The sequence below is a fragment of the Pseudomonas sp. MS01C9 genome (assembly GCF_058202755.1).
Genome location: NZ_CM177073.1, coordinates 1,627,608 through 1,647,641 on the forward strand (window position 1 = coordinate 1,627,608; position 20,034 = coordinate 1,647,641).

A 20,034-nucleotide genomic window follows, 5' to 3' on the forward strand; every position below is an offset into this window, starting at 1 on the left:
TGTTCCCTATAATGCGCGGTTCTTTGAATCACGTGAGACCCAGGTCCATGGCCAAGAAGCTTTACATCGAAACCCACGGTTGCCAGATGAACGAGTACGACAGCTCGCGCATGGTGGATCTGCTGGGTGAGCACCAGGCCCTGGAAGTCACCGCGCGCGCTGAAGACGCGGACGTGATCCTGCTCAATACCTGCTCGATCCGCGAACGCGCCCAGGACCGGGTCTACTCCCAGCTCGGCCGCTGGCGCGAACTCAAACTGGCCAACCCGGAGATGGTCATCGCCGTGGGTGGCTGCGTGGCCAGCCAGGAAGGCGCGGCGATTCGTGACCGTGCGCCGTACGTTGACGTGGTTTTCGGCCCGCAGACCCTGCACCGCCTGCCGGAAATGATCGACGCGGCGCGCATCACCAAGCTGCCGCAGGTCGACGTCACATTCCCCGAGATCGAGAAATTCGACCACCTGCCCGAGCCCCGCATCGATGGCCCGAGCGCCTATGTCTCGGTCATGGAAGGTTGCAGCAAGTACTGCACTTTCTGCGTAGTGCCCTACACCCGGGGCGAAGAAGTCAGCCGGCCATTCGACGACGTGATCGCCGAGATCATCCATCTGGCGGAGAACGGCGTTCGAGAAGTCACGCTGCTGGGGCAGAACGTCAACGGTTATCGTGGCCTGACCCATGACGGCCGGCTCGCGGACCTCGCCGAACTGATCCGCGTGGTCGCGGCGGTGGACGGCATCGACCGTATTCGCTACACCACTTCGCACCCCCTGGAGTTCTCCGACAGCCTCATTCGCGCCCATGCCGAGGTGCCGGAACTGGTCAAGCACCTGCATCTACCGGTGCAATCGGGTTCCGACCGGATCCTCGCGGCCATGAAACGCAACCACACGGCGCTGGAGTACAAGTCCAAACTGCGCAAACTGCGGGCGGCGGTTCCGGGGATCTGCATCAGTTCGGACTTTATCGTCGGTTTTCCCGGCGAAACCGAGAAAGACTTCCAGCAGACCATGAAGCTGATCGAAGACGTGGGTTTCGACTTTTCCTATTCCTTTGTCTATAGCCAGCGCCCCGGCACTCCGGCGGCCGACCTGGCGGACGACACCCCCGAGGAATTGAAAAAGGAACGGCTCAACGCCTTGCAGCACCGTTTGAACCAGCAGGGTTTCGAGATCAGCCGACAAATGGTCGGTACCATCCAGCGGATCCTGGTGACCGATTACTCGAAAAAAGACCCTGGCGAACTGCAAGGACGGACCGAAAACAACCGCATCGTCAATTTCCGCTGCGACACCCCGGCCCTGATCGGCCAGTTCGCCGACGTGCACATCGACTCCGCGCAACCGCACTCCCTGCGGGGTTCGCTGGTCCAGTAACCCCCCATTGCCTGTGGGAGCGAGCCTGCTCGCGATAGCGGTGGATCAGTTGATGCCAATGTCGACAGACACTCAGCCACCGCGAGCTGGCTCGCTCCCACAGGGATAGTGTCGAGCCCTGTGATCGTTTAAGACCTTTCACACCCAGCCTACTGGCGTTATCCTTGATTTCACTTCAATTGCCCCGGGCGGCTAAAAACGACCTTGAACGCACCCATCGAACCCCATCGCTTTATCCTCGAGCCCTTTGAGGCTCGCCGCTTCGCCAATCTGTGCGGGCAATTCGACGAGCACCTGCGCTTGATCGAACAGCGCCTGGCCATCGAGATCCGTAACCGCGGAAACCAGTTCGAGCTGATCGGCGAACCCAAGCACACCACCTCCGCGGAAAACCTCCTGCGCCGTCTCTATCGGGAAACCAAAGGGAGCGAGCTGTCGCCGGACACGGTCCACCTGTTCCTGCAGGAATCGGCTGTCGAAGAACTCGACAACCACGCCCCGTCGGAACCTGCCGTGGCCCTGCGCACGAAGAAAGGCATGATTCGCCCGCGCGGCTTGAATCAACAGCGCTACGTGAAGGAAATCCTGGGCAACGACATCAACTTCGGCATCGGCCCGGCCGGTACCGGCAAGACCTACCTGGCCGTGGCTTGCGCGGTGGACGCGCTGGAGCGCGAACAGGTCCGGCGCATCCTCTTGGTGCGGCCGGCAGTCGAAGCGGGTGAAAAGCTCGGTTTCCTGCCGGGCGACCTGACCCAGAAGATCGACCCGTACCTGCGGCCCCTGTATGACGCGCTCTACGAAATGCTCGGCTTCGAACATGTCGCCAAGCTGATCGAGCGCCAGGTCATCGAGGTCGCGCCGCTGGCCTACATGCGCGGTCGTACATTGAACAACAGCTTCATCATCCTCGACGAAAGCCAGAACACCACCGTCGAACAGATGAAAATGTTCCTGACCCGGATCGGCTTCGGCTCAACCGCCGTCATCACCGGGGACATCACCCAGGTCGACCTGCCTCGTGGCACCAAGTCCGGGCTGCACCATGTGATCCAGGTGCTCAAGGACGTGCCGGGTATCAGCTTCACCCATTTCATGCCCAAGGACGTCGTGCGCCATCCACTGGTACAGCGCATCGTCGAGGCCTATGAGCGCTTCGAACAGCGCGCGGCCGAGGACACGCATGACGGCAAAGGCAATCGTCCCGATGCTTGAACTCGACCTGCAACTGGCCAGTGAACACCCCGCGCCCCAGGAAGCCCAGTTCCGCCAGTGGTGCGAGCTGGCGTTGCGCCAGCGCAGCGCCGACTCGGAGCTGACGATCCGCCTCGTGGACGAACCCGAAGGCCGCGAGCTGAACCACACCTGGCGGCAGAAAGACTACGCCACCAACGTGCTGTCGTTCCCCGCCGACGTGCCCGACGATCTGCTGGACATTCCGCTACTGGGCGACCTGGTGATCTGCGTGCCGGTGGTGGAGCGCGAAGCGGCCGAACAGGGCAAGAGCCCCGAGGCCCACTGGGCCCATCTGGTGATTCACGGCTGCTTGCATCTTCTGGGGTACGACCATATTGAAGATGAAGAAGCCGAGGAAATGGAAGCGCTGGAACGAACGTTGCTAGCTGAGTTGGGTCATCCCGACCCCTACGCCGACGACGAACACTGATACATCAACCTGTAACGACAAAGGATTCAGAGTAATCGCTATGAGCGAAGATCGATCGACCAACGGGCAGAAGTCATGGCTGGGCAAGCTCACCCAGGCTTTTGCCCATGAGCCGAAAAACCGCCAGGAGCTGCTGGAGCTGCTGCGCGATGCACACCAGAACAAACTGCTGGACAGCGAAGCGCTGGCCATCGTCGAGGGCGCCATCCAGGTCGCTGACCTGCAGGTACGGGACATCATGGTCCCGCGCTCGCAGATGATCAGCATCAAGGCGACCCAAACACCCCGCGAATTCCTGCCAGCCGTGGTGGACTCGGCCCACTCGCGCTATCCGGTGGTCGGCGAGAGTCACGACGATGTCATGGGCGTGCTGCTGGCCAAGGACCTGCTGCCGCTGATCCTCCAGGAGAACGGCGACAGCTTCAACATCAAGGACCTGCTGCGTCCGGCCACCTTCGTGCCCGAATCCAAGCGCCTCAATGTGCTGCTGCGCGAGTTCCGCGCCAACCACAACCACATGGCCATCGTCATCGACGAGTACGGCGGCGTGGCCGGGCTGGTCACCATCGAGGACGTGCTAGAGCAGATCGTCGGCGACATCGAGGACGAGCATGACGTGGAAGAAGACAGCTACATCAAGCCGTTGCCCAGCGGCGACTTCCTGATCAAGGCCCTGACGCCGATCGAGAACTTCAACGAGTTCTTCGACAGCCAGTTCTCCGACGACGAGTTCGACACCGTCGGCGGCCTGGTGATGAGCGCCTTCGGCCACCTGCCCAAGCGCAACGAAACCACGGAAATCGGTTCCTGGCGCTTCCGCATCCTGAACGCCGACAGCCGCCGGATCCACCTGCTGCGCCTGTCACCCATCGCCCGTTAAACCACTCGAGACCCGCTAAGGACATACATGCGCTGGATAACCCGCCCCGGCTGGCCCGGTAACCTGCTGGCCGTGGCGGCCGGCGCGATCACCACCCTGGCCCTGGCGCCTTTCGACATCTGGCCCCTGGCACTGCTGGCGGTGGGGTTGTTCTACGCAGGGTTGCGCGAGCTTTCCCCTCGCCAGGCTCTGGGCCGCGGCTGGTGCTTCGGCTTCGGCCTGTTTGGCGCCGGCACCAGCTGGATCTACGTCAGCATCCATAACTTCGGCGGCGCCTCGGTATTGCTTGCCGGGCTGCTGATGCTGCTGTTCGTTGCCGCCATCGCCTGGTTCTTCGCCCTGCCCGCCTGGCTCTGGGCCCGCTGGCTGCGGCGCAACGAAGCCCCATTGGCCGACGCCCTGGCCTTCGCCGCGCTCTGGCTCGGCCAGGAGGCCTTTCGCGGCTGGTTCCTCACCGGATTTCCCTGGATGTATTCCGGCTACAGCCAGCTCGACGGTCCGCTGGCCGGCCTCGCGCCGCTGGGCGGAATGTGGCTGATTTCCTTCACCCTGGCCCTGACCGCTGCGCTGCTGTACAACGCGCCCCGGCTGATCCGCGCCAGGCGCAAGGGATTCATCGCGGCCGGCGTGGCATTGCTGGCGGGCCCGTGGATCGTCGGCATGGCGCTCAAGGGGCATGCCTGGACCAGCCCTTCGGGCGACCCGCTGAGTGTCGCGGCGATCCAGGGCAACATCGAACAGAACATGAAGTGGGACCCCGATCAGCTCAACGCGCAACTGGCCCTGTACCGCGACATGAGCTTCGCCTCCAAACGCGTCGACCTGCTGATCTGGCCGGAAACGGCGGTCCCGGTGCTCAAGGAATCTGCCCAGGGCTATCTGGACATGATGGGCAACTTCGCCGCCGAGCGGCAATCGGCGCTGATTACCGGCGTGCCGATTCGCCAACTGGTGCGCCACGAGAAGCGCTATTTCAATGGCATCACCGTGACCGGCGAAGGCGACGGCACCTACCTCAAGCAGAAGCTGGTGCCGTTCGGCGAATACGTGCCCCTGCAGGACCTGCTGCGGGGCCTGATCGCGTTCTTCGACCTGCCCATGTCGGATTTCGCCCGCGGCCCGTCCGACCAGCCATTGCTGCAGGCCAAGGGTTACCAGATCGCGCCGTTCATCTGCTATGAAGTGGTCTATCCAGAATTCGCCGCAGGCCTGTCGGCCCGCAGCGACCTGCTGCTGACCATCAGCAACGACACTTGGTTCGGCACGTCCATCGGCCCCTTGCAACACTTGCAAATGGCCCAGATGCGTGCCCTGGAAGCCGGTCGCTGGATGATCCGCGCCACCAACAACGGCGTGACCGGCCTGATCGACCCCTTTGGGCAAATCACCGCACAGATCCCTCAATTCGAGCGAGGCATCCTCTATGGCGACGTGGTGCCGATGCATGGACTGACACCGTACCTGCAATGGCGCTCGTGGCCATTGATCATCCTGTGTGTGTTGCTGGTGGGCTGGGCGCTGATGGCGGGGCGGATGGCCAAGACCGTCTAAGGCCTTTTCCCGCCCCCATGGAGAGCGGCTTTATCCCCGCTGGGGCGCGAAGCGCCCCCCATTCAAACTGTCTGGCACACCACAGTGTCGGTTCTTTTTCGGGGCTGCTTCGCAGCCCAGCAGGGATAAAACCCCCTCGCCACAGACAGGCCATTCATCACAAGGCCGTTCAGCGATAGAACAACCAATACCCCACCAGCCCCACCGCCTCGTTCATCAACTGCCCTGATTGCCAGATCGACTTGAACTCCGGCATCCAGCCACCCAGCGGTCGCGCATTGTCCTGCCCCAGGAAACCCACCGGCGCCGGCACCACTTCAAATCCCGACCGTTCGAAGCTCATGACCGCCCGTGGCATGTGCCACGCCTGGGTCACCACCACGACCCGCTTGATACCCGCCGGCAGCAGGATCTCGGCGCTCATCCGGGCATTTTCCCAAGTGGTGCGGCTGCGCCTTTCCTGCCAGCGCACGGTGACGCCGAAATCGTCCCGCATCGAATCGGCCATCAACTGTGCCTCGGAGGGCGGGCTGCCGTAGTGCAGGCCGCCGGAGGTCAGCACCGGCAGTCCCGAGGCCTTGGCCAGGCGCGCCGCATAACGCTGGCGCTCCAGGCCGACACCAGTGGGCTGGTCGGCGCCCCAGGCCAGGTCGCCGCGCTCGCGGCCCGAGCCCAGTATCACGATGGCATCGGCCCGCTGGGCCAGACCTGCCCATTCGCTGTGCAGCAAAGGCGGTTCGCGCTCCAGGGCCTTGGCACTCCACTGCACCACCACCGGCAGGCTCATCAGCCAGAAACCGCCCAGCCCCACGATAAAACACAGGCGGGCCAGGCGCGGCCGGGAATCACGCCACCACCAGGCAAGCGCCAGCAACAGCAACAGAAGGCCGGGAGGTAATAAAAGCTGTTTGATGAAATAGCGAAACGGCATCGGGCATCTCCATAGATGCCCGAAGCCTAGGTGGGTTGACGCAAAGCGACAACAGATTCGAAAAGACCTTGAATCAAAAAAGCAGCACGCGTGAATCCGGCTTACTTGAACTGCATGGACCGGACCTTTGCAGCATCCTTGTCGGGCGTCCGATCCTTGAGCCAGACAACCTTGGCCGAACGGGGCGCATCGAGACGCTGGAGTACCTGGGCCCCGCTTGTGCGGGCCTGATGTCCGACCTGTTCGAGGTAAGCCTTGACCAGTTCGAACTCTGCGGGGCTCAAGCCACGCAGTTCCAGCTCTGCCGGACGCTCATCGCGCAAGCGGCCGGCGGTTCTTGCAGCGTCCAGGGCCACCCCGAGACGATCGATCAGTTTTTCATACAACTCCGGTGTAGCGACTTTTCGTTGTGATTCAACCATCCCTCACCTCATTGAAGATAAGACTCACTCCCCATTGAGAAGCTTAGCTTCGCTGGGCAAACCGGCAGGACGCCGCGACCAACGGCCCTGAACGCTCGGTGGCGCTGGCTGTCGACACGGTCCGACACGCAATCAGGGTTTCCCTCCGCGGAGCGCGGTCATGTATGCTACGGCGCTTCCTGTAACTCCACTTCCAGCTCCGCTGGGCATCGAAAGCGCCACATTTGGCGTCGTTCGCGTCCAGCATGGCAACGAAGCGGATTGGGCCACCCCATTCAGTACAAAAGTAGCCATGCACGAACACTACCAGCCCCGTGAAATCGAAGCCGCCGCCCAGTCTTTCTGGGACGAGCAAAAGTCCTTTGAAGTCAGCGAACAGCCAGGCAAGGAAACCTACTACTGCCTGTCGATGTTCCCTTACCCCAGCGGCAAGCTACACATGGGGCATGTGCGCAACTACACCATCGGCGACGTGATCTCCCGCTACCAGCGCATGCAAGGCAAGAACGTCCTGCAGCCCATGGGCTGGGACGCCTTCGGCATGCCGGCGGAAAACGCCGCGATGAAGAACAAGGTGGCCCCTGCCAAGTGGACCTACGAAAACATCGCCTACATGAAGTCCCAGCTGCGCAGCCTGGGCCTGGCGGTGGACTGGTCCCGCGAGGTCACCACCTGCAAGCCCGACTACTATCGCTGGGAACAGTGGCTGTTCACCCGCCTGTTCGAAAAAGGCGTGATCTACCGCAAGAACGGCACCGTGAACTGGGACCCGGTGGACCAGACCGTACTGGCCAACGAACAGGTCATCGACGGCCGCGGCTGGCGCTCCGGCGCGCTGATCGAAAAGCGCGAGATCCCGATGTACTACTTCAAGATCACCGCCTACGCGGATGAGCTGCTGGAGAGTCTCGACGAACTGACCGGCTGGCCCGAACAGGTCAAGACCATGCAACGCAACTGGATCGGCAAGTCCCGGGGCATGGAAGTGCAGTTCCCGTACGATGTCGCCTCCATCGGCGAAGCCGGTACCCTGAAAGTCTTCACCACCCGCCCGGATACGCTGATGGGCGCCACCTACGTCGCCGTCGCCGCCGAGCACCCGCTGGCGACCCTGGCGGCCCGGAACGACTCCGAACTGCAAGCCTTCATCGCCGAATGCAAGAGCGGCAGTGTGGCCGAAGCCGATGTCGCCACCCAGGAGAAAAAAGGCCTGCCGACCTCGCTGTTCGTCGAGCACCCCCTGACCGGTGAGAAACTTCCGGTATGGGTCGCCAACTACGTGCTGATGCACTACGGCGATGGCGCCGTGATGGCGGTGCCGGCCCACGACGAGCGTGACTTCGAATTCGCCCACAAGTACGACCTGCCGGTCAAGCCGGTGGTCCGCACCAGCGCGGGCGACCAGACCCCGGCCCCTTGGCAGGACGCCTACGGTGAGCACGGCGAGCTGATCAACTCCGGCGAATTCGACGGCCTGGACTTCGCCGGCGCGTTCGACGCCATCGAAGTGGCCCTGATCAAGAAGAACCTGGGCGCCTCCCGCACCCAGTTCCGCCTGCGCGACTGGGGCATCAGCCGCCAGCGCTACTGGGGCTGCCCGATTCCGATCGTGCATTGCGACGCCTGTGGCGACGTCCCGGTGCCGGAAGACCAGCTGCCGGTGGTCCTGCCGGAAGACGTCGTACCCGACGGTGCCGGCTCGCCCCTGGCGCGCATGCCCGAGTTCTACGAGTGCAGTTGCCCGAAATGCGGCGCACCGGCCAAGCGTGAAACCGACACCATGGACACCTTCGTCGAGTCCTCCTGGTACTACGCCCGCTATGCCTCGCCGCGCTATGAAGGCGGCCTGGTAGACCCGGCGGCAGCCAACCACTGGCTGCCGGTGGACCAGTACATCGGCGGTATCGAACATGCGATCCTGCACCTGCTCTATGCGCGCTTCTTCCACAAGCTGATGCGCGACGAAGGCCTGGTCAATTCCAACGAACCGTTCAAGAACCTGCTGACCCAGGGCATGGTGGTCGCCGAGACCTACTACCGCCGCGAGGCCAACGGCGCCTACACCTGGTACAACCCGGCGGACGTGGAGCTGGAGCGTGACAGCAAGGCCAAGGTCATCAGCGCCAAGCTGATCGCCGATGGCCTGCCGGTGGAAATCGGCGGCACCGAGAAGATGGCCAAGTCCAAGAACAACGGCGTCGACCCACAGTCGATGATCAACCAGTTCGGCGCCGACACCTGCCGCCTGTTCATGATGTTCGCCTCGCCACCGGACATGAGCGCGGAATGGTCCGACTCCGGCGTCGAAGGCTCGCACCGTTTCCTCAAGCGCGTCTGGCGCCTGGCCCAGGCCCACGTCACCCAGGGCCTGCCGGGCAAGCTGGACATCACCGCCCTGAACGACGAACAGAAGGCCATCCGCCGCGCGATCCACCTGGCCATCAAGCAGGCCAGCCATGACGTCGGCCAGAATCACAAATTCAACACCGCCATCGCCCAGGTGATGACGTTGATGAACGTCCTGGAAAAAGCCGCCCAAGGTACCGAACAGGATCGTGCGCTGCTGCATGAAGGCCTGGAGGCCGTCACGTTGCTGCTGGCTCCGATCACCCCGCACATCAGCCATGAACTGTGGAATCGCCTGGGCCACGCGGACCCGGTGATCGACGCTTCCTGGCCCGTGGTGGATGAAAGCGCGCTGGTTCAAGACAACCTGACCCTGGTCATCCAGGTCAACGGCAAGCTGCGCGGGCAGATCGAAATGCCGGCCAGCGCCAGTCGCGAAGAAGTCGAAGCCGCCGCACGGGCCAACGAAAACGTGCTGCGCTTCGTCGACGGCCTGACGATCCGTAAAGTGATCGTGGTGCCCGGCAAACTGGTCAATATCGTCGCAAGCTAATTGGATCGGGCGCCCGGCCGCGGCCGGGCGCCGAATATGACCTGCGGGGCCGCACTGTCGGCCCATAGGGTTTCAAGGGGAGCAACAAGATGATCAAACGTAATCTGCTGGTCATGGGCCTGACCGTCCTGCTGAGCGCCTGCGGCTTCCAGCTGCGGGGCACCGGCACCACCGAGCTGGCCATCACCGAGCTGGATCTCAGCGCACGGGATGCCTATGGCGACACCGTGAAAATGCTGCGCCAGACGCTGGAGAGCAGCGGCGTGAAAATCTACAGCGGGGCACCGTACAAGCTGGTCCTGACCAACGAGCAGCAAACCCAGCGCAGCTTGAGCTACGCCGGTGCCGGCCGTTCGGCCGAGTACGAGCTGTCCAGCGTGCTGAGCTATGAAGTGCGCGGCCGGAATAACCTGATGCTGCTGGACGACAAGCTCCAGGTGCAGAAGGTCTACCTGCACGACGGCAACAACATCACCGGTTCCGACCAGGAGTCCAGCGAAGTGCGCGGCGAAATACGCCGTGACCTGGTACAGCGCATGATGCTGCGCCTGCAGCAACTGACGCCCACCCAACTGGATCAACTGCAGCAGACCGCCGATGCCCGAGCCAAGGCAGAAGCCGAAGCGCTGGAAGCGGCACGCAAGGCTGAGGCGCAAACCCCGCAGCAGTCGCCCCTGCAGATCCCTTCTGAATAAGCCTTGCGGGGCGCCCTCGCGCCCCGCTCGCCCTCTCTTATGAACCGTCTATGAAGCTGGCCCCCGCCCAACTCGGCAAACATCTGCAAGGTGCCCTCGCGCCGGTCTACATCATCAGCGGCGACGACCCGCTGCTGTGCCAGGAGGCCGCCGACGCCATCCGCTGCGCCGCCCGCCAACAAGGCTTCGACGAGCGCCAGGTGTTCGCCGCCGACGCCAGCTTCGACTGGGGCACCTTGCTCCAGGCCGGTGCGAGCATGTCCTTGTTCGCCGAGAAACGCTTGCTGGAACTGCGCCTGCCGTCCGGCAAACCCGGCGACAAAGGGGCCGCCGCGCTGATCGAATACTGCTCACGACCGGCCGAGGACACCGTACTGCTCATCAGCCTGCCGAAACTCGACGGCAGCGCGCAGAAGACCAAGTGGGGCAAGGCCCTGGTCGAAGGCCCACAGACCCAGTTCGTGCAGATCTGGCCGGTGGACGTCAGCCAGTTGCCGAGCTGGATCCGTCAGCGCCTGTCCCAGGCCGGCCTGTCGGCCAGCCAGGACGCAGTGGAACTGATCGCCGCCCGGGTCGAAGGCAACCTGCTGGCCGCCGCCCAGGAGATCGAAAAGCTCAAGCTGATGGCCGAAGACGGGCAGATCACCGTGGAAACGGTGCAAGCCGCCGTAGCCGACAGTGCGCGCTTCGATGTCTTCGGCCTGACCGATGCGATCCTCAACGGCGAAGCCGCCCATGCCCTGCGCATGCTCGAGGGTTTGCGGGGCGAAGGCGTCGAGCCGCCGGTGATCCTCTGGGCCCTGGCCCGGGAGTTGCGCCTGCTGGCCAACCTGTCGCTGCAATACAGCCAGGGCGTCCCCCTGGACAAAGCCTTCAGCCAGGCCCGCCCCCCGGTCTGGGACAAGCGCAAACCGCTGATGAGCAAGGCCCTGCAACGCTATTCCGCACCGCGCTGGGCGCAGTTGCTGCTGGAAGCCCAGCGCATCGATGCGCAGATCAAGGGCCAGGCCGCAGGCTCGCCGTGGATGAGCCTGAGCCGGTTGACGCTGTTGATGGCCGGCCAGCGCCTGCCGTTACCCGCCGAATAAACACACGGCAGAGCACACTGCATACCGTTGACTGGAGACTTACCCGGCAGGGGACTACCCGTGGTGAAGAGATTCATCTGTGGCAACGGGATCATTTGTGGCAACGGGACTTATCTGTGGCGAGGGGATTTATCCCCGCTGGGGCGCGAAGCGCCCCCCTTGATTCGCACCTGAAACCCTGCAGCACCAGACTCCAGCGCGGCTTCACACCCCAACAGAAAATTCCCTCGCCACAGGCAATCTCTCACCACAAATTGCCTGTCCGTCTGAACGTCACTTCCTGCACAATGCAGGGACTGGACAAAAACCCAGTCCTGTCCCATGATTTGCCTCGCAAGAAATCATCCCCCAGGAGAGATCCGATCATGCGCAAAAAGCCATCCAGGCATGGCCCCAACAAGGCCAAGTCCATCATCGCCCAGCCCCTGTTCCGAAGCCGTCAGGAACGACCCGCCAAGGGCAAGGGCAGCTACCGCCGCGAAGCCTTCCAGTCTGACAACTGGGAGGCTTCTTGCTTTGTGGCGGCTTGAAACATCGGGACCAGCCCAATTGTGCCTCGCCCATGATAAGGTCAGCATCTGATCTGTATTTCTGGACCCCTGCATGCCCTTCTGTCTTTCTCGCCGCTGGCCCCTGCGCCAATTGGCTGCTGCCACAAGCCTCGCGCTGCTAGTCGCCTGCGCAGAAAAACCCACCGCCGCCGACGCCCAACCACTCCAGACCGTTACCGCCGTGACCGCTCCGGCCGTGGTCCCACCTGTGGTACCCACCGGCGACAACCTCGACATCGCTCCCACCCAGACCTTCGCCGAATGGCAAGCGAGCTTTCGCAAGGAAGCCCTGGCCGCCGGAATTCGTGCCGACCTGTTCGATCGCGCCTTTATCGGCGTGAGCCCGGACATGAGCGTGATCAAGGCCGATCGCAGTCAGCCGGAGTTCACCCGGCCGGTCTGGGAATACCTCGATGGCGCGCTGTCCCCGTTGCGGGTCAGCAAAGGCAAGAACCTGATCCAGCAGAATGCCCAGGTCCTGCAGAACATCGAGCAGCGTTATGGCGTGGATCGCCAGGCGCTGGTGGCGGTGTGGGGCATGGAGAGCAACTTCGGCCAGTTTCAGGGCAACAAGTCGGTGATCAACTCCCTGGCGACCCTGGCCTATGAAGGGCGGCGCCCGGGCTTCGCCCACGCGCAACTGATCGCCGCGCTGCAAATCCTGCAACAGGGCGACATCACACCGGAAAAAATGCTCGGCTCGTGGGCCGGCGCCATGGGCCAGACCCAATTCATCCCCACGACCTACAACACCCACGCAGTGGACTTCGACGGCGACGGCCGCCGCGACATCTGGGGCAGCGCCACCGACGCCCTGGCCTCCACCGCCCACTACCTGCAAAGCTCCGGCTGGCAACGCGGCCAGCCGTGGGGGTTCGAGGTGCGACTCAAGGATGGGTTCAACTACCCCTTGGCCGATGGCTCGGTCCGCAAGCCGGTCTCCGAATGGCTGCAACTGGGGGTCAGCCTGCCGAGCGGCAGCCAGGTCCCGCCCGGCACCGAACAACTGTCGGCGGCCCTGCTGCTGCCCGCCGGTTATCGCGGCCCGGCGTTCCTGGTGCTCGACAACTTCCGCGCCATTCTCAAGTACAACAACTCCTCGTCATACGCTTTGGCGGTGGGCCTGCTGTCGGAGCGGTTCAGAGAGGGGGGATTGATCTACGGCCAGTGGCCCAAGGATGACCTGCCTCTGAGTCGCAGCGAACGCATCGAACTGCAAACCCTGCTAAGCAAGCACAATTACGACGCAGGCAACCCCGACGGCATCATCGGCGCCAACACCCGCAAGGCGATTCGCAGTGCCCAGCAATCCTTCGGCTGGCCGGCGGATGGGTACCCGACCCATCAATTGCTGGAAGGCCTGCGCAACCGCTGACTCACCTTGCGGCCGCAAGCAAGCTCGCTTCCACATGGAAACCCGGCTCAAACGGGCTGTCTCCAGGAGTTGGACACATATCCAACCCCTGGGGCTGCTCAACATCAAGCCTGACGGTCAGCCACCACATCCTGTTCCAATACCAACCGCTTGCCCCCCGCATCCAGCTTCACCAAGGCCCCCATGGGCAAGGTCAGGTTCGGATCGCAGTGCCCGCTACGCCAGCCGGACAGCACCGGGATGCCGTAAGGTTCGAGGGTCTGCTTGAGCAAGCGATTCAGCGCCTCGCCATCCACCCCGGCCACATCCCCCACCAGCACGCCGTTGAGCCGCGACAAGGTGCCGGCCAGGCGCAACTGGGTCAGTAACCGGTCGATGCGGTACAGCGGCTCGTTGACGTCCTCGATGAACAGAATCACCCCGTCGGCATCGATCTGATAAGGCGTGCCCATGGTGGCCGCGATAATCGACAGATTCCCCCCCAACAGGCGCCCCTGGGCGATGCCAGGCTTCACGACGGTCAACGGATAGGCCTCGGGATGGATCATGACGCTGCCCGCCTTCATCTGCCCGCGCAGGAAGCTGAAAAACGAAGTGACGGTGGAGGGCTCCTTGCCCCCCAGCAGATCGGCGTTGAGCAACGGCCCATGGAACGTGACGAAACCCGCGTATCGGCTGATGGCCAGGTGCAGCGCGGTAATATCGCTGTAGCCAACAAACGGCTTGGCGTTGTCGCGCAGAAGCTGGAAATCGATGCGATCCAGCAAGCGCGGCGTGCCATAGCCACCGCGCAGGCAAATGATGGCCTTGACCTCGGGGTCGGCGAAGGCGGCGTGGAAGTCGTCGAGGCGAACGTCGTCGCTGCCAGCCAGGTAGCCATCCTTTTCATAGACCCCGGGGAATATCCGCAACTCGTGGCCACGGGCACGCATCCATTGCACTGCCTTTTCCGTGTCCAGCACGCCGGGACCGGCCGGCGCGATCACGGCGATCACTCCCTCGGGCGGCAACGCGGGGACCGGCTGGTGAGGACAAAGGGCGTGCGTGGGTCGAACGGTCATCCATGGATCTCCCTGGGAAGTGATGCACACACAGTAGTCAGAAACGAGCCCGAACAGAAGGGATCGCCGCCGGTTGCTACAAGAAAGGCTGAATTTACAGAAATCCGAGGCAAAAAAATGCCCGCTGGCGAGACACCGCGCGGGCATTCTGGAGGCTGGCCGCCGAATCAGGAACCCAGCAACTCGGCCTTGACCAGCTTCGCCTGCTCGTCGGCATGGTACGAGGAACGCACCAACGGACCGGAAGCGACGTTCTTGAAGCCCATCCGGTAGCCTTCCTCGGCGAACCAGGCAAAGGTATCCGGGTGCACGAAGCGCTGGACCGGCAGGTGGCTGCGCGACGGTTGCAGGTACTGGCCCAGGGTCAGCATGTCGATGTCATGTTCACGCATGCGCTTCATGACCTCGATGACTTCGTCGTCGGTTTCCCCAAGGCCCAGCATCAGGCCGGACTTGGTGGGGATGTGCGGCATCATTTGCTTGAAACGTTGCAGCAGGGTCAACGACCACTGGTAGTCCGACCCCGGACGCGCGGCCTTGTACAGGCGCGGTACGGTTTCCAGGTTGTGGTTGAAGACATCCGGCGGCTCGGCGGCGGTGATTTCCAGGGCGATGTCCATGCGGCCACGGTAGTCCGGCACCAGGGTTTCGAGCTGCACGTTCGGCGACAGCTTGCGGATCTCGCGGATGCAGTCGGCGAAGTGCTGGGCACCACCGTCACGCAGGTCGTCGCGGTCCACCGACGTGATGACCACGTACTTGAGCTTCAGGTCGGCGATGGCGACGGCCAGGTTTTCCGGCTCGCTTGCATCCAAGGGTTTCGGACGGCCGTGGCCCACGTCGCAGAACGGACAACGACGGGTGCAGATGTCACCCATGATCATGAACGTCGCGGTGCCGCCGGAGAAGCACTCCCCCAGGTTCGGGCAGGAAGCCTCTTCACAGACACTGTGCAACTTGTGTTTGCGCAACAGCGCCTTGATCCGGTCGACCTCCGGGGAAACCGGGATACGCACGCGGATCCAGTCCGGTTTCTTGGGTAGCTCGGTGGTCGGGATGATCTTGACCGGGATGCGTGCAACCTTCTCGGCGCCGCGCAGCTTTACGCCGGCCTCGACCTTGGCACGCGGAGCCGGACGTTCGGTAACATCCTGCGTCGGGATCATGGTTTGCACTGCATCAGTAGTCATATCAGTCGATTCCGCCCGTGAGGGTCGTCTGCTCAGCATAGTCGAGGTGTTTGACGAGCTGCGCGCGCAGCCGGGCACTTACCTCGGCAAATTCAATCGTTCCTGTGTGATCGCGCAGCTGGGTCATCGCCAGCCCCGCATAACCACAGGGATTAATCCGTCGAAACGGCGAAAGATCCATGTCCACGTTCAACGCCAGGCCGTGAAACGAACAACCGTGGCGGATCCGCAGGCCCAGGGAAGCGATTTTCGCCCCGTCGACATAGACGCCCGGTGCATCCGGCTTGGCTGCGGCGCTCACGCCGTAGCTGGCCAGCAGCTCGATCAGGCAGGTCTCCATGCGCGTCACCAGCTCACGCACGCCAAACCCCAGCTTGCGCACGTCCAGCAGCAGGTACGCGACCAGCTGGCCGGGGCCATGGTAAGTCACCTGCCCGCCGCGGTCGACCTTCACCACCGGAATATCCCCCGGCAGCAGCAGGTGCTCGGCCTTGCCGGCCTGGCCCTGGGTGAACACCGGCGGGTGTTCCACCAGCCAGACTTCGTCCGCGGTGGTGTCACCGCGTTCGTTGGTAAAGCGCTGCATGGCATGCCAGACCGGTTCGTAAGCCATCCGGCCCAGCTCGCGAAAGCCCAGCGTGCCCGGCATCACAACACCATGTGCACGAAACCGGTCGCCCGCAGTTCGCTGTTGATGTCGTACAGCTGTTCCTGGCCGGTGGCGATGATGTGCAACTGAATCGTGGTGTACTTGCCGTTGGTGCTCTGGCGCTCGGCCAGGCTCTTGAGATCAACGGTGGCGTGCTTCTCGACGATGGCGACGATCCTGTCCTTGAAGCCCACCCCTGTATCGCCGATTACCTTGATGGGGTAATCCGCGCACGGAAATTCGATTTTTGGCGCCTTTACTTCAGAGTCTGTCATGGCGTACGGCCTCACAAGCCGTGGTAACGAACATGGCCCCGCGCCGGACAGGAACGGGGCCATGAGGGTCAACACTCGAATCAGTTGAACAAGCCGTAGAAGAATAGACGGATGCTATCCCACATGCGGCGGAAGATACCACCTTCCTCGACCGCGTCCAGGGCGATCAGGTCGGCGCTGTGCACCACTTTGTCTTCCAGTTTGACTTCCACCTTGCCGATCACGTCACCCTTGGCGATAGGGGCGGTCAGTTGTGGATTCATGGTCATGCTGGCGGCAAGCTTCTTGAGCTGGCCTTTTGGCAGGGTCATGGTCAGGTCCTGGGCCAGGCCGGCCTTGACCTGGCTGCTGGTGCCTTTCCAGACCTGGGCCTGGGCCAGTTCGGTGCCCTTCTGGTAGAAGGTCTGGGTTTCGAAGAAGCGGAAACCGTAGGTCAGCAGCTTCTGGGTCTCGGCGGCACGGGCCACTTCGCTGTTGGTGCCGAAGACGACCGCGATCAGGCGCATGCCGTCACGAACCGCCGAAGACACCATGCAGTAGCCGGCCTCTTCGGTGTGGCCGGTCTTCAGGCCGTCGACGGTCTTGTCGCGCCACAGCAGCAGGTTGCGGTTAGGCTGCTTGATGCCGTTCCAGAAGAACTCCTTCTGGGAATAGATGGCGTAGTGCGCCGGGTCTTCGTGAATGATCGCCCGCGCCAGGATCGCCATGTCGTGAGCCGAGGAGTAGTGCTCGGGGTTCGGCAGGCCGGTGGGGTTCATGAAGTGGCTGTTGGTCATGCCCAGGTCGGCGACCGTCTTGTTCATCATGTCGGCGAACGCGTCTTCGCTGCCGGCAATGTGCTCGGCCAGGGCGACGCTGGCATCGTTGCCGGACTGGATGATGATGCCGTGCAGCAGGTCGCTGACGGTCACTTGCGAACCGACCTTGATGAACATCCGCGAACCGCCGGTGCGCCAGGCGTTTTCGCTGACGGTGACCGGGTCGTTTTCGCCGATCTGGCCGCGACGGATCTCCAGGGTGGCGATGTACGCAGTCATCAGCTTGGTCAGGCTGGCCGGAGGCAGGCGCTGGTCACCATTGCTCTCGACCAGCACGTTGCCGCTGCTGGCATCCATGAGCACAAAGGATTTGGCCGCCAGTTGTGGAGGCGACGGCATCATCTCGGCCGCGAACGCGGTGGGAGAAAGAAGCAGCGGGACTAGCAGGCAAAGGCGCTTGGCAAAGGTGGTGATGTTCATCCGTCTCTCGAAATCGCTAATGGGACTGCCCAAAGGCAAAACTAAACAGGCAGCCCTGGAGCTGCCGCGTATTTAAGTTGCTCACTCACATCCCTTGCCGGGCTTTTGTTATTCATGGAGCCAACAACCTGACCCGCTCGAACCGCAAGCGGGCCTTGAATCAAATCATTCGGCGGTGACCAGGCTCGGCGAACCGAGATTGGCCAGGCGCACGCTGTTCTGGACCTGCTGGACCTCACCCGGAGAACCGATCGGCCCCAGGCGCACCCGATGCAGTGTCTGCTGGTTGCGCACGATCGAGCTGATGAACACCGGAGCGCTCACCATCGTGCTCAGCTTCGACCGTAGCAGTTCTGCAGCGTCCGGGTTGGCGAACGCGCCCACTTGCAGATACTGGCCAGACGCCGTTGCAGAAGCGTTTTTTTTTGCCTCGACCTGCATCGGCACGACGGCCGCGGCGTGCTGCTGCGGCGGAGGCGTCCACTGCTCCACCGTTCCGGTGGAAGCCGTCACCGCCAGCGCCGCATTCTGCGCCACTTTCGGCTCGTTGAGCATCAAAGGCGCCGGACGGCCTCGCTGGGCCCACCATTCCTGCGGGTCGATGCCCTCGACCTTGACCCGCGCGGTGCCGATTTCAGCGTAACCGAGTTTTTTCGCCGCCGCATACGACAGGTCGATGATACGGTCGGAATAGAACGGCCCGCGGTCGTTGACCCGCAGGATCACGCTCTTGTTGTTGTCCAGGTTGGTCACCCGGACATAACTGGGCAGCGGCAGGGTCTTGTGGGCCGCGCTCATGCCATACAGGTCGTACACCTCGCCATTGGCGGTGTTCTGGCCGTGGAACTTGGTGCCATACCAGGAGGCCGTGCCCGAAGCGACATAACGCTTGGAGTCGGCCATCGGGAAGTAGGTCTTGCCCAGTACCGTATAGGGGTTGGCCTTGTAGGGACCGGTGTGCAGGGTCGGCGTGGCATCGGGAATGCGCGAGACATCCACGTCCCACCACGGCGCGCCGTCCTTGTGGGCACGGTTGATGTCCAGGCCCGGCGTGGCACGCACGGCGGTGCTGTTCTTCTGGGCCGGCGCGCGGCTGGTCGAACAGCTGACGACCAGCAGCGACAACGCGACCAATGCCACGAGCTTCAGGGGTTGACAGGTAGGCAATGCCCGCATTATTTGACGCCCCGTGCTTTTACCAGCTCTTCAGACAGCTGATGCACGGCCATGGCGTACATCACACTGCGGTTATAACGCGTGATCGCGTAGAAATTCTTCAGGCCCATCCAGTATTCGGGCCCTTGTTCGCCTTCCAGGCGCATGGCGGTGACCGGCATGTCATCACGCAGCGCATCATGACTCGACCAGCCCAACGCTCGCAACTCCCCGACGGTTTTCGTCGGCTCGATGCCCTCGCTCAGCCCCTGGTCCACCTGGTCGCCACGCACGTCGGCACGGCTGACCACCGGCTGGCCGGCTTCCCAGCCGTGACGCTTGAAATAGCTGGCGACGCTGCCGATGGCATCGGTGGGGTTGGTCCATATATTGATGTGGCCGTCGCCGTCGAAATCCACTGCATAGGCGCGGAAACTGCTGGGCATGAATTGCGGCAGGCCCATGGCCCCGGCGTAGGAACCCTTGAGGGTCAACGGATCGACCTGTTCTTCGCGGGCCAGCAGCAGGAATTCACGCAACTCCTTGCGGAAGAACTCGGCGCGCGGCGGATAATCGAAGCCGAGGGTCGACAAGGCGTCGATGACCCGGAAGTTGCCGGTGTTGCGGCCAAAGAAGGTCTCCACGCCGATGATGGACACGATGACCTGGGCCGGCACACCGTATTCCTGCTCCGCGCGGGCCAGGGCGGCCTCATGCTGGCGCCAGAAGTCCACGCCCCGGGCGATGCGCGCCTCGGTGATGAACATCGGCCGGTACTCGCTCCACTGCTTGACCCGCTCGGCGGGCCGGGAAATCGCATCGAGGATCGACTGTTTGCGCTCGGCCTCGCGGAACACGCCCATCAGTTGCTCACCGGCGAAGCCATAGTCGCGGGTCATTTCACCGACGAATTCGGCCACCTGCGGCGAGCCTTCGTATTCGCCGGCCAAGGCGTGCGACGCAGCGCCCAGGAAGCCGACCAAGCCGATCCACGGAACATGTCGCGTCGACCAGCCACGCATTGCTTGCATT

General features: G+C 63.0%; 19 protein-coding genes. 10 read left to right on the plus strand and 9 right to left on the minus strand.

Annotated elements, in window-relative coordinates:
• Positions 1-47: 47 nt before the first annotated feature.
• The 5 genes from miaB to lnt all read left to right on the plus strand — a co-directional run bounded on the left by miaB (position 48) and on the right by lnt (position 5,473).
• Positions 48-1,376 carry a tRNA (N6-isopentenyl adenosine(37)-C2)-methylthiotransferase MiaB gene (gene miaB, locus AC1M7R_RS07525; RefSeq protein WP_165887259.1) on the plus strand — a complete coding sequence of 443 codons (1,329 nt, stop codon included), beginning with the start codon at positions 48-50 and terminating at the stop codon, positions 1,374-1,376.
• 204 nt (positions 1,377-1,580) lie between these two features.
• Positions 1,581-2,591 (plus strand): PhoH family protein, encoded by a 1,011-nt coding sequence (locus tag AC1M7R_RS07530; protein WP_072395872.1) that lies wholly within the window; start codon positions 1,581-1,583, stop codon positions 2,589-2,591.
• On the plus strand, positions 2,584-3,042 hold the full coding sequence (gene ybeY / locus AC1M7R_RS07535) for an rRNA maturation RNase YbeY (protein ID WP_072395870.1): 459 nt from the start codon (positions 2,584-2,586) through the stop codon (positions 3,040-3,042). The genes AC1M7R_RS07530 and ybeY overlap by 8 nt, the downstream gene beginning before the upstream one ends.
• A gap of 40 nt (positions 3,043-3,082) precedes the next feature.
• On the plus strand, positions 3,083-3,922 hold the full coding sequence (locus AC1M7R_RS07540; RefSeq protein ID WP_072395868.1) for a CorC family transporter: 840 nt from the start codon (positions 3,083-3,085) through the stop codon (positions 3,920-3,922).
• A 27-nt stretch (positions 3,923-3,949) separates the two neighbouring features.
• Positions 3,950-5,473, plus strand: a complete 1,524-nt coding sequence (gene lnt / locus AC1M7R_RS07545; protein WP_072395866.1) for an apolipoprotein N-acyltransferase — start codon at positions 3,950-3,952, stop codon at positions 5,471-5,473.
• 169 nt (positions 5,474-5,642) lie between these two features.
• Here lnt and AC1M7R_RS07550 read toward each other — a convergent pair whose 3' ends face one another.
• Both AC1M7R_RS07550 and AC1M7R_RS07555 read right to left on the minus strand, forming a co-directional pair.
• Positions 5,643-6,404: a YdcF family protein gene (locus tag AC1M7R_RS07550; protein ID WP_490610325.1), complete on the minus strand. Its 762-nt coding sequence runs from the start codon at positions 6,402-6,404 to the stop codon at positions 5,643-5,645.
• A 101-nt stretch (positions 6,405-6,505) separates the two neighbouring features.
• The gene (locus AC1M7R_RS07555; RefSeq protein WP_072395842.1) at positions 6,506-6,826 is read right to left on the minus strand and encodes a hypothetical protein; all 321 of its coding nucleotides are present in this window, start codon (positions 6,824-6,826) and stop codon (positions 6,506-6,508) included.
• Positions 6,827-7,118: 292 nt separating this feature from the next.
• Between AC1M7R_RS07555 and leuS the strand changes: the two genes are divergently transcribed.
• The 5 genes from leuS to AC1M7R_RS07580 all read left to right on the plus strand — a co-directional run bounded on the left by leuS (position 7,119) and on the right by AC1M7R_RS07580 (position 13,434).
• The gene (gene leuS, locus AC1M7R_RS07560; protein WP_072395840.1) at positions 7,119-9,725 is read left to right on the plus strand and encodes a leucine--tRNA ligase; all 2,607 of its coding nucleotides are present in this window, start codon (positions 7,119-7,121) and stop codon (positions 9,723-9,725) included.
• Positions 9,726-9,814: 89 nt separating this feature from the next.
• Positions 9,815-10,420: an LPS-assembly lipoprotein LptE gene (locus AC1M7R_RS07565; protein WP_072395838.1), complete on the plus strand. Its 606-nt coding sequence runs from the start codon at positions 9,815-9,817 to the stop codon at positions 10,418-10,420.
• 50 nt (positions 10,421-10,470) lie between these two features.
• On the plus strand, positions 10,471-11,508 hold the full coding sequence (gene holA, locus AC1M7R_RS07570) for a DNA polymerase III subunit delta (protein ID WP_072395836.1): 1,038 nt from the start codon (positions 10,471-10,473) through the stop codon (positions 11,506-11,508).
• A gap of 365 nt (positions 11,509-11,873) precedes the next feature.
• On the plus strand, positions 11,874-12,038 hold the full coding sequence (gene arfA / locus AC1M7R_RS07575) for an alternative ribosome rescue factor ArfA (RefSeq protein ID WP_072395834.1): 165 nt from the start codon (positions 11,874-11,876) through the stop codon (positions 12,036-12,038).
• Positions 12,039-12,111: 73 nt separating this feature from the next.
• On the plus strand, positions 12,112-13,434 hold the full coding sequence (locus AC1M7R_RS07580) for a lytic murein transglycosylase (RefSeq protein ID WP_072395832.1): 1,323 nt from the start codon (positions 12,112-12,114) through the stop codon (positions 13,432-13,434).
• A 104-nt stretch (positions 13,435-13,538) separates the two neighbouring features.
• Here the strand turns inward: AC1M7R_RS07580 and AC1M7R_RS07585 are convergent, their stop codons facing one another.
• From AC1M7R_RS07585 to mltB, 7 genes are all read right to left on the minus strand, one after another.
• Positions 13,539-14,495: a S66 peptidase family protein gene (locus tag AC1M7R_RS07585; RefSeq protein WP_072395830.1), complete on the minus strand. Its 957-nt coding sequence runs from the start codon at positions 14,493-14,495 to the stop codon at positions 13,539-13,541.
• A 167-nt stretch (positions 14,496-14,662) separates the two neighbouring features.
• Positions 14,663-15,685 carry a lipoyl synthase gene (lipA, locus tag AC1M7R_RS07590; protein WP_072395828.1) on the minus strand — a complete coding sequence of 341 codons (1,023 nt, stop codon included), beginning with the start codon at positions 15,683-15,685 and terminating at the stop codon, positions 14,663-14,665.
• Between the two features lies 1 nt (position 15,686).
• Positions 15,687-16,334, minus strand: coding sequence for a lipoyl(octanoyl) transferase LipB (lipB, locus tag AC1M7R_RS07595; protein WP_072395827.1), 648 nt, complete (start codon positions 16,332-16,334; stop codon positions 15,687-15,689).
• Entirely contained in the window at positions 16,334-16,609 is a 276-nt protein-coding gene (locus AC1M7R_RS07600) for a DUF493 domain-containing protein (RefSeq protein ID WP_072395826.1), read from the minus strand. The genes lipB and AC1M7R_RS07600 overlap by 1 nt, the downstream gene beginning before the upstream one ends.
• An 80-nt stretch (positions 16,610-16,689) precedes the next feature.
• On the minus strand, positions 16,690-17,847 hold the full coding sequence (locus AC1M7R_RS07605) for a D-alanyl-D-alanine carboxypeptidase family protein (RefSeq protein WP_072395825.1): 1,158 nt from the start codon (positions 17,845-17,847) through the stop codon (positions 16,690-16,692).
• A gap of 165 nt (positions 17,848-18,012) precedes the next feature.
• Positions 18,013-19,023: a septal ring lytic transglycosylase RlpA family protein gene (locus AC1M7R_RS07610; RefSeq protein ID WP_123595231.1), complete on the minus strand. Its 1,011-nt coding sequence runs from the start codon at positions 19,021-19,023 to the stop codon at positions 18,013-18,015.
• Positions 19,023-20,033, minus strand: a complete 1,011-nt coding sequence (gene mltB, locus AC1M7R_RS07615) for a lytic murein transglycosylase B (RefSeq protein ID WP_072395815.1) — start codon at positions 20,031-20,033, stop codon at positions 19,023-19,025. Before mltB ends, AC1M7R_RS07610 begins: the two co-directional genes overlap by 1 nt.
• Between the last annotated feature and the right edge of the window lies 1 nt (position 20,034).